This window comes from Micrococcus sp. HMSC31B01, from assembly GCF_001816085.1.
In the GTDB taxonomy this organism is placed as follows: domain Bacteria; phylum Actinomycetota; class Actinomycetes; order Actinomycetales; family Micrococcaceae; genus Micrococcus; species Micrococcus luteus.
The window spans coordinates 1-8,007 of sequence record NZ_KV825075.1 but is presented as its reverse complement, the minus strand read 5'-3'; the positions used below and the strand labels follow the sequence as shown (position 1 = coordinate 8,007).

7 protein-coding genes are annotated in these 8,007 nt (G+C 71.0%); 5 read left to right on the top strand and 2 right to left on the bottom strand.

Annotation, left to right across the window (positions count from 1 at the left end; all coding sequences use genetic code 11):
• Window positions 1–225: 225 nt before the first annotated feature.
• Window positions 226–1,242: a CNNM domain-containing protein gene (locus tag HMPREF3105_RS05115; protein ID WP_036337237.1), complete on the bottom strand. Its 1,017-nt coding sequence runs from the start codon at window positions 1,240–1,242 to the stop codon at window positions 226–228.
• Window positions 1,242–2,663 (bottom strand): hemolysin family protein, encoded by a 1,422-nt coding sequence (locus tag HMPREF3105_RS05110; protein WP_036337238.1) that lies wholly within the window; start codon window positions 2,661–2,663, stop codon window positions 1,242–1,244. The genes HMPREF3105_RS05115 and HMPREF3105_RS05110 overlap by 1 nt, the downstream gene beginning before the upstream one ends.
• Before the next feature lie 1,357 nt (window positions 2,664–4,020).
• Here HMPREF3105_RS05110 and HMPREF3105_RS05100 point away from each other — a divergent pair.
• From HMPREF3105_RS05100 to HMPREF3105_RS05080, 5 genes are read left to right on the top strand one after another with little or no spacing between them, the layout of a single operon-like run.
• Entirely contained in the window at window positions 4,021–4,284 is a 264-nt protein-coding gene (locus HMPREF3105_RS05100; RefSeq protein ID WP_010078767.1) for a phosphoribosyl-ATP diphosphatase, read from the top strand.
• A gap of 53 nt (window positions 4,285–4,337) precedes the next feature.
• The gene (hisG, locus tag HMPREF3105_RS05095; RefSeq protein ID WP_070708905.1) at window positions 4,338–5,186 is read left to right on the top strand and encodes an ATP phosphoribosyltransferase; all 849 of its coding nucleotides are present in this window, start codon (window positions 4,338–4,340) and stop codon (window positions 5,184–5,186) included.
• A 46-nt stretch (window positions 5,187–5,232) separates the two neighbouring features.
• Window positions 5,233–6,003: an imidazole glycerol phosphate synthase subunit HisF gene (hisF, locus tag HMPREF3105_RS05090; protein ID WP_036382782.1), complete on the top strand. Its 771-nt coding sequence runs from the start codon at window positions 5,233–5,235 to the stop codon at window positions 6,001–6,003.
• A 44-nt stretch (window positions 6,004–6,047) separates the two neighbouring features.
• Window positions 6,048–6,428, top strand: a complete 381-nt coding sequence (gene hisI, locus HMPREF3105_RS05085) for a phosphoribosyl-AMP cyclohydrolase (protein ID WP_070708904.1) — start codon at window positions 6,048–6,050, stop codon at window positions 6,426–6,428.
• The gene (locus tag HMPREF3105_RS05080) at window positions 6,425–7,975 is read left to right on the top strand and encodes a chorismate-binding protein (RefSeq protein WP_070708903.1); all 1,551 of its coding nucleotides are present in this window, start codon (window positions 6,425–6,427) and stop codon (window positions 7,973–7,975) included. The genes hisI and HMPREF3105_RS05080 overlap by 4 nt, the downstream gene beginning before the upstream one ends.
• The last annotated feature ends 32 nt before the right edge of the window (window positions 7,976–8,007 follow it).

The window sequence follows — 8,007 nt, the reverse complement described above, 5'->3', positions numbered from 1 at the left end:
AACCCCGCCATATAGCGGCGCAAGCCACACATGACACCGGGCGGCACACCGAGCAGCCGCCACAAACGACCGATTTAGCCGTTACACGCCCGTGAGTCGGAGCATGACTGAGCCCATTGAGGCCGGAATGGGGGGCGAGGCCACTGTGCCGATTCTGATTCTTTGTCCACACCACCGCGGGGGCCGTTTCAGCGGCCCCCGCGGTGGTGTTGCCGAGGTGTGGACTCAAGCCGCGCGGGGCAACACTCCGCGCAAGACGTCGGTGAGGGTGACGACCCCAGTGAACCGGTTGTCCTGGGTTACTGCGGCCAGCTGGCGGCTGTTGCGGCGCATGGAGGCAAGTGCTTCGTGCAACGGTGTGGTGGAGGGCAGCGTCAGAGCCTGCTGGATAAGCGGCTGGATTGGCGCAGAAGGCTCCATCGTGAGGGTGTCCCGCACGTGGACGACGCCCGGAACGCTCTCAGGGGTATGGTCCGGCTGGACCAGGATACGCAAGTGCCCTGAGCACGCAGCGGCATTCTGGACCGCCTCGACGTCGGCGTCGGGGGCGACCTTGACCGGGTGCTGACCCTGGGGGAGGAGGTCCCCGAGAGTGAGGGTCTGAAGGTCCAGGGCACCGGCCAAGGCTTCATGGTTCTGCCGGTCCAGGGTGCCGGCGGCGGCGGAGTGCTCAACCAGCTGACGAATGGCCGCTGCGTCGTAGCCGCCCACGGCGGCTTGGTCCACGGGGGTGACGCCGCTGAGGGTCACCAGGCGGTTGGCCAGCCGGTTGGCCAGCAGCAGCAGGGGGCGAACGGTCCAGACGAAGGCGCGTGCGGGCACGGCCACGGCTTTGGCTGCGGTCTCGGGGTGGGCAATGGCCCAGGACTTGGGGGCCATCTCCCCGATGACCAGGTGAAGGAAGGTCACGGCCAGCAAGGACAGGACGAAGGAGGCGGTTCCGGCTGCCGCTGCGGGGATGCCCCAGTCCTCCAGGACGGGGCCGAGCCATGCGTCGACGGCCGGCTTGGTGATCGCCCCCAGGGCGAAGGTGCACAAGGTGATGCCCAACTGGGCTGCGGCGAGCATGAGGGTCAGCTCGTCGACTCCCTTGAGAGCGGCCCGCGCGGCGCGGCTGCGTCCTGCCTCGGCCTCTAGCCGGTGCCGGCGGGCGCCCAGCAGGGAGAACTCCATGATGACGAAGATCGCGCTGAGCACGATCAGCGCTGTGGTCACGAGCATGACGATCAGTGGACCGTGCATCATCGCTCCTCGTCCGTGGTGGCGTCGGGCTGGGCCTCGTGGGCGGCATGGCTGCCGGCGGTGTCAGAGCGGGGCACCTCGATGAGGTGGATCCGCAGTCGAGCCGGGACCCTGCGTTGGATGGAGAGGACCTCGACCTGCAGGTGGCGGTCGTAGACCTCCTCAGCCCCGAAGTCTCGTGGGTCCTCGGGCAGGTCGATCGTGATGACCTCGCCTTCCCGGGGCAGACGGCCCAGAGCGTCGATGGTCAGACCGGCGGCGGACTCGGCCTCGGTCACGGGCAGGGGGTGCCCGACGAGGCGCTCGAGCTCGTCCAGGTGGGCCTCTGCGCTCAGGACCCAGGAGTGCAGGCCTGTGGCGGTGATCTCCTCCTGGGGGTGCAGGTCGTGCTCGTCCGTGAGCTCGCCCACGAGCTCCTCCGCGAGGTCTTCCACTGTGAGCACGCCGACGAAGCCGCCGAACTCGTCCACGATGCACGCCATCTGCTGCCCTGAGCCGTCGAGCTCCCGGGCTGCGTCGGGCAGGGACATCATCGTGGGCAGCACCAATGCAGGGCGCATCAGGGCGGACACGGGGGTGTCCGGGGCCATCCGGGTCTCACCGAGCAGGTCGGTGAGGTGGACTACCCCGAGCGGTTCGTGTTCGTTCGAGATCACCGGGTAGCGGGTGTGGCCGGTGGCCATCAGGTCGCGCACCTGAGCCAGGGAGGTCTGGGGCTGAACCTCGTCCACACGCGAGCGGGGCACCATCGCGTGCTGCACGTCCTGGTCTGGGAAGTCCAGCACCCGGTCGATCAGGACGGAGACCTCCGCGGGCAAGGATCCGGAAGCTCTGGAGTCCAGGGCAATGCGGTCCAGGTCCTCGGCGGAGGCGGTGCTGTCGACGTCGTGCACTGGCTCGATGCGCAGGAGCTTGAGCAGCACCTCGGCCGCCTTGTCGAAGACCCAGATGAGCCAGCCGAACAGGCCGAGGTAGATCTGTGTGGGCCGGGCCAGAGCGCGGGCCAGGGGCTCGGGGTTGGCGATGGCCAAATTCTTGGGGTATAGCTCGCCGATGATCATCTGCACCAGGGTGGCCACCACCAGTACGCCCAGCGTGGAGATGGCGATGACCACTTCAGAAGGCAGTGCGGTGCCGCCGAGCAACTCGGTCAGGGCCGCACCCACCATCGGCTCTGCCACGTAGCCCACCATGAGGCCTGTGACCGTGATCCCCAGCTGCGCGCCGGAGAGCATGAAGGAGGTGCGGCGAGTGACCTGCAGTGCGCGGGCGGCGGCGCGGTCGCCGGCCTTGGCAGCGGTCTGCAGGCGGACGCGGTCTACAGACATGTACGCGAATTCCTGGGCCACGAAGAAGCCGTTGGCGGCGATGATCGCCAGGATGATGAGGGATCCGAGGATCAGTGTCAGGACTGGATCCATGCCTGAGTCACCTCCCCACGAGGTGCAGGCGACCCCGCCAGCTGCGGGGTGGGGTGGGGGTGACGCTCGGACTGTCACCAGGGCAGGCGGCTGGGCCGTCGCTCATGTATTCAGGGGCTCCATAAAGGGTCGAATGAATAATGGCGGCACATTACCACCGGTAACCGGTCGCAGGGCAAGGTGGGGTGTGGCCTCGCCGCCGACATCGGGCATCTGCCCGCCAGGATGTCCAGCCGGGTATACCCCTTTACACGCCCCGTCCGCCCACGAGAGCATCACGTCAGAAACGGTCCCAAACCGAGCTGTTGGACAGAAGTGTCGGAGGGTCTGAGACGTGGTGGGACAGACCGTCGGGTGCGTGTGAGGCCACCCCCGTGGGAGTCGGCCGACGCCCCGCACCCACGAACGTCGGCTCACGTCAGGGCGAGCATGGCGACGCGCCGAGGGGACGGGCGCCGAAGCCTTCTCCCGATAGAACGAGCACGTGGCGAGCCGGTGGTTGAGGGGGCCCGGCACCAGGTCTGCGACGAAGGCCCATGAGGATCTCCAGCCCCGGAAGCCAGGCTCCAGCGCTGGGCAGCTCGGCACTGCTGGGCAGCCGAGCCATCTCCACGAGCTGCGCATCACCGGGATCCCGCTCCCATTCCATGCCTTCCACCGCATTGCCCGTGGCCACCCGCCAGCGGGAGAGGATCTTCTGCGCTCGCTGCAACCGGGCGCTCACTCGGTGTGCGGGACGGGATGGGTCGCCTTCATCGTGGTGGGTCATGCTCCAGTTCGCGGGTCCGAGCGCGGGGCTCTGCTCCTCGTCCGGGAAGGGGAGGAGGGCCACGACGGCTACCCCCAGATCCTCTCGCCGCATCATTCCTGTTCCCCGTCGGCGACGTGGGCGCGGCCGCGCCGCCCGCCGGTGACCTCCAGGGCCTGGACCCGAGGCCCGGACGCGTGGACAGTCGACGAGATGGATGTGTGCGTCGCGGAAGAGATCTGGTGCGGTGGGCCCGGGCGGGGTTCGGGGCAGTGATCGACCTGGTGGTGTCTCAGGTGTGCAAGGAGCGGTGTCGTCGCTGGGGTCAGAAACGAGCGTGTCGTGCCCACCTGTCGGAGGTCGCCCGGGCCATGCGTGCGGACCGGACGGGCACGTTCAGCCCGTCATCCCCACGTCCACGGCCGCCTCGCGCGCGTGCCCCGATGGGAGTGAAGGAACGTGCAGACATGGGAGGGGGAGGACGCTGAGCGGCCGGCACGTCCCACGTGGGCCCGTAGGTGCAGCGCGTGGCGAAGACCCCGCCGTCCCGTACGTCACAATGACCGACTCCGGTCTGGGCTGGAGGGGCAGGGTCGCTAGGGTGGTCCCGTGAAGACCTTCGACGAGCTGTACGCGGAACTGACGCGCAAGGTGCAGGAGCGCCCCGAGGGCTCCGGCACCGTGGCCCAGATCGACGCCGGCGTCCATGCGATCGGCAAGAAGGTCGTCGAGGAGGCGGCCGAGGTCTGGATGGCCGCCGAGTACGAGTCGGATGAGGCCGCCGCCGAGGAGATCTCGCAGCTGCTGTACCACGTGCAGACCATGATGATCGCCCGCGGCATCAGCCTCGAGGACGTCTACCGCCACCTCTGAGGCCGCCGGCCCCGTTCCCCGCCCGCCCCACCGCACCCCGAGGAGACCGACGCGTGCTGCGCATCGCCGTGCCCAACAAGGGCGCCCTGTCCGAGTCCGCCCGTGAGATCCTGACCGAGGCCGGCTACCGGCAACGCCGGGACTCCCGCGAGCTCGTCCTCGTGGACCCCGAGAACAACGTCGAGTTCTTCTACCTGCGTCCCCGGGACATCGCCGTCTACGTCGGCCAGGGCACCCTCGACGTCGGCCTGACCGGCCGCGACCTGTTCTGCGACGCGCAGGTGGGGGACACCGCCGAGGAGATCATGGCGCTCGGCTTCGGCCGCTCCGTGTTCCGTCTCGCCGCCCCCGTCGGCTCCTTCACCTCCGCCGAGCAGCTCGCCGGCAAGCGCATCGCCACCAGCTACGACGGGCTGCTGCACGCCTACCTGGAGCGCACCGGCCTGGACGCCACGGTGGTGCACCTCGACGGCGCCGTGGAGTCCTCCGTCAAGCTCGGCGTGGCGGACGCGATCGCCGACGTCGTGGAGACCGGCAGCACTCTGCGCGCCGCCGGCATGGAGGTCTTCGGCGAGCCCATCCTCGACTCGGAGGCCGTGCTGATCGGCCGCGCGGGGGAGCGCCCCGAGGGCCTCGACGTGTTGCTGCGCCGCCTCAAGGGCGTGCTCGTGGCCCGCCGCTGGGTCATGATCGACTACGACATCCGTCGTGACCTGCTGGAGGCGGCCACCGCGGTCACCCCGGGGCTGGAGTCACCGACGGTCTCCCCGCTGCGGGACGAGACGATGGTCGCCGTGCGCTCCATGGTCCGCAAGCCGGACGCCAACCGCGTCATGGACGAGCTGTACGCTCTGGGCGCCCGCGGCATCCTGATCTCCGCGATCCACGCGATCCGCCTCTGACGGCCCGCGCCGTCCCGCCCGAGCCCCCCGAGACGAAGGAGCCGACGTGAGCCTCGCCGTGCGTGTCATCCCCTGCCTGGACGTGGACGCCGGGCGCGTGGTCAAGGGCGTGAACTTCGAGAACCTGAGGGACGCGGGCGACCCGGTCGAGCTCGCTCGCCGCTACAACGCCGCGGGCGCCGACGAGATCACGTTCCTCGACGTCACCGCCTCCACCTCGGACCGCGCCACGACCTACGACGTCGTGACCCGCACGGCCGAGGAGGTCTTCATCCCGCTGACCGTGGGCGGCGGCGTGCGCACCGTCGAGGACGTGGACCGGCTGCTGCGCACGGGGGCGGACAAGGTCTCCGTCAACACCGCGGCCGTGGCCCGGCCCGAGGTGATCACGGAGATCACCCGCCGCTTCGGGTCCCAGGTCCTCGTGCTCTCCCTCGACGCCCGGCGCACGGAGGACCCGGGCTGCGCCTCCGGCTACGAGGTCACCACCCACGGCGGCCGCCGGGGCACCGGCATCGACGCCGTCGCCTGGTGCCGGGAGGCCTCCGAGCGCGGGGTGGGGGAGATCCTGCTCAACTCGATCGACGCGGACGGCACCCGCGAGGGCTTCGACCTGGAGATGATCCGGGACGTGCGCGCCGTGACGCGCGTGCCGCTGATCGCCTCCGGCGGCGCCGGCGAGCCCGAGCACTTCCCGCCCGCCGTCGCGGCCGGCGCGGACGCGGTGCTCGCCGCCTCCCTGTTCCACTTCGGCCCGGACGACATGCTCGCCCGCGTCAAGGACGCCCTGCGGCAGGCGGGGCACACCGTCCGCTGACCCCGTCGGCCACGCCCCGCTCCGGCTCCCTAGACTGGACCTCCATGAGCATCTCCCCGCCCGACGACCTCGTGGCCACCGTGACCTTCGACGACCGGGGCCTGGTGCCCGCCATCGCCCAGCAGGAGGGCACCGGCGAGGTGCTCATGATGGCGTGGATGAACGAGGAGTCCCTGCGCGCGACGCTCGAGACCGGCTGGGCCACCTACTGGTCCCGCTCGCGCGGCGAGCTGTGGCGCAAGGGGGAGACCTCGGACCACCTGCAGCGGGTGCGCGCGGTCCACGCGGACTGCGACGGCGACACCCTGCTGCTCACCGTGGACCAGACCGGCCCCGCCTGCCACACGGGCACCCGCACCTGCTTCACCGGCCGCGAGATCGTCATGCCGCCGGCCGCCGTCGACCCCGAGGAGGCCGCCCGATGACCGCCGCCACCACTCCCTCCCGTGCGGAGTTCCTGCGTCTGGCGGACACTGCCCGCGTGATCCCCGTGGTCCGCACGGTGCTGGCGGACGGTCTCACGCCGCTGGCGATCCATCGGCGCCTGGCCGGCTCCCGCCCCGGCACCTTCCTGATGGAGTCCGCCACCCCGGGCGCGGCATGGTCCCGGTACAGCTTCATCGGGGCCGGCTCATCCGTCACCCTGACCTCGCGGGACGGCGAGGCGCACTGGCAGGGCACCCCGCCCGAGGGGCTGCCCACGCAGGGCCGCGCCCTGGACGTGCTCGCGGCATGCCTGCGCCTGCTGCGCACGGACGTGCGCGCCGAGGTCGGAGGCGTTCTGCCGCACCTCGTCTCCGGCATGGCCGGCTTCCTGGGCTGGAACACGGTCCGCGCGTGGGAGCGCCTGCCGCACCCGCCCGAGGACCACCTCGGCCTGCCCGACCTCGCGATGAACCTCGTCACCGACCTGGCCGTGCACGATGCCCTGGACGGCACCGTGACGCTGATCGCCAACGCGGTGAACGGCAACGGCCTGGCCACCGGCGCGGACCGCGCCTACGACGACGCGCTCGCCCGCCTGGACGCCATGGTCGAGCGCCTGGCCGCCCCGGCCGCGGACCCGGTCAGCGACGTCCCGCGCCGCTGGCTCGAGGCGGACGCGGACGGGGTCGCCGCCCAGGCCGAGGACCGGTGGGGTGCCGAAGGCTTCCGCGAGGCCGTCGCGAAGGCCCAGCGGGCGATCCGCGACGGCGACGTGTTCCAGGCCGTCGTCTCCCGCCGCCTCTCGGTCACCACGGACGCCACCGGTCTGGACGTGTACCGCGTCCTGCGCATGGTGAACCCGAGCCCCTACATGTACCTCTTCTCCTTCGAGACCCCGGACGGGGAGCCGTACGAGATCGTGGGCTCCTCGCCCGAGGCGCTCGTCACCGTGCGGGACCGCCGCGTGGTCACCCATCCGATCGCCGGCTCACGGCGGCGCGGGGCCACCGAGGAGGACGACCGCCTCCTCGGCAAGGACCTGGTGGAGGACGAGAAGGAGCGGGCCGAGCACCTCATGCTCGTGGACCTCTCCCGCAACGACCTCTCGCGCGTGTGCCGCCCCGGCACCGTCGAGGTCACCCAGTTCATGGAGCTCGAGGCGTTCAGCCACATCCTCCACCTGGTCTCGCATGTGGAGGGCCGCATGCGCGACGACGTCGACGCGCTCGACGTCCTCCGCGCCGCCTTCCCCGCCGGCACGCTGTCCGGCGCCCCGAAGCCCCGCGCCCTGCAGCTGCTGGACGAGTGGGAGCCGACCGAGCGCGGGCCCTACGGCGGCGTCGTCGGCTACTTCGACCTGGCGGGCAACATGGACATGGCGATCAACATCCGCTCGGCCACGCTGCACCGCGGCCAGGCGCACGTGCAGGCCGGCGCCGGCATCGTCGCCGACTCCGATCCCGACGCCGAGACCGCCGAGACCGTCACCAAGGCGACGGCGCCGCTGCGGTCCGTGCTGACCGCGGGCGAGCTGGGGCAGGCGTGATGCGCCGCCGCACCGTGGTCCTCGCCGCGCTG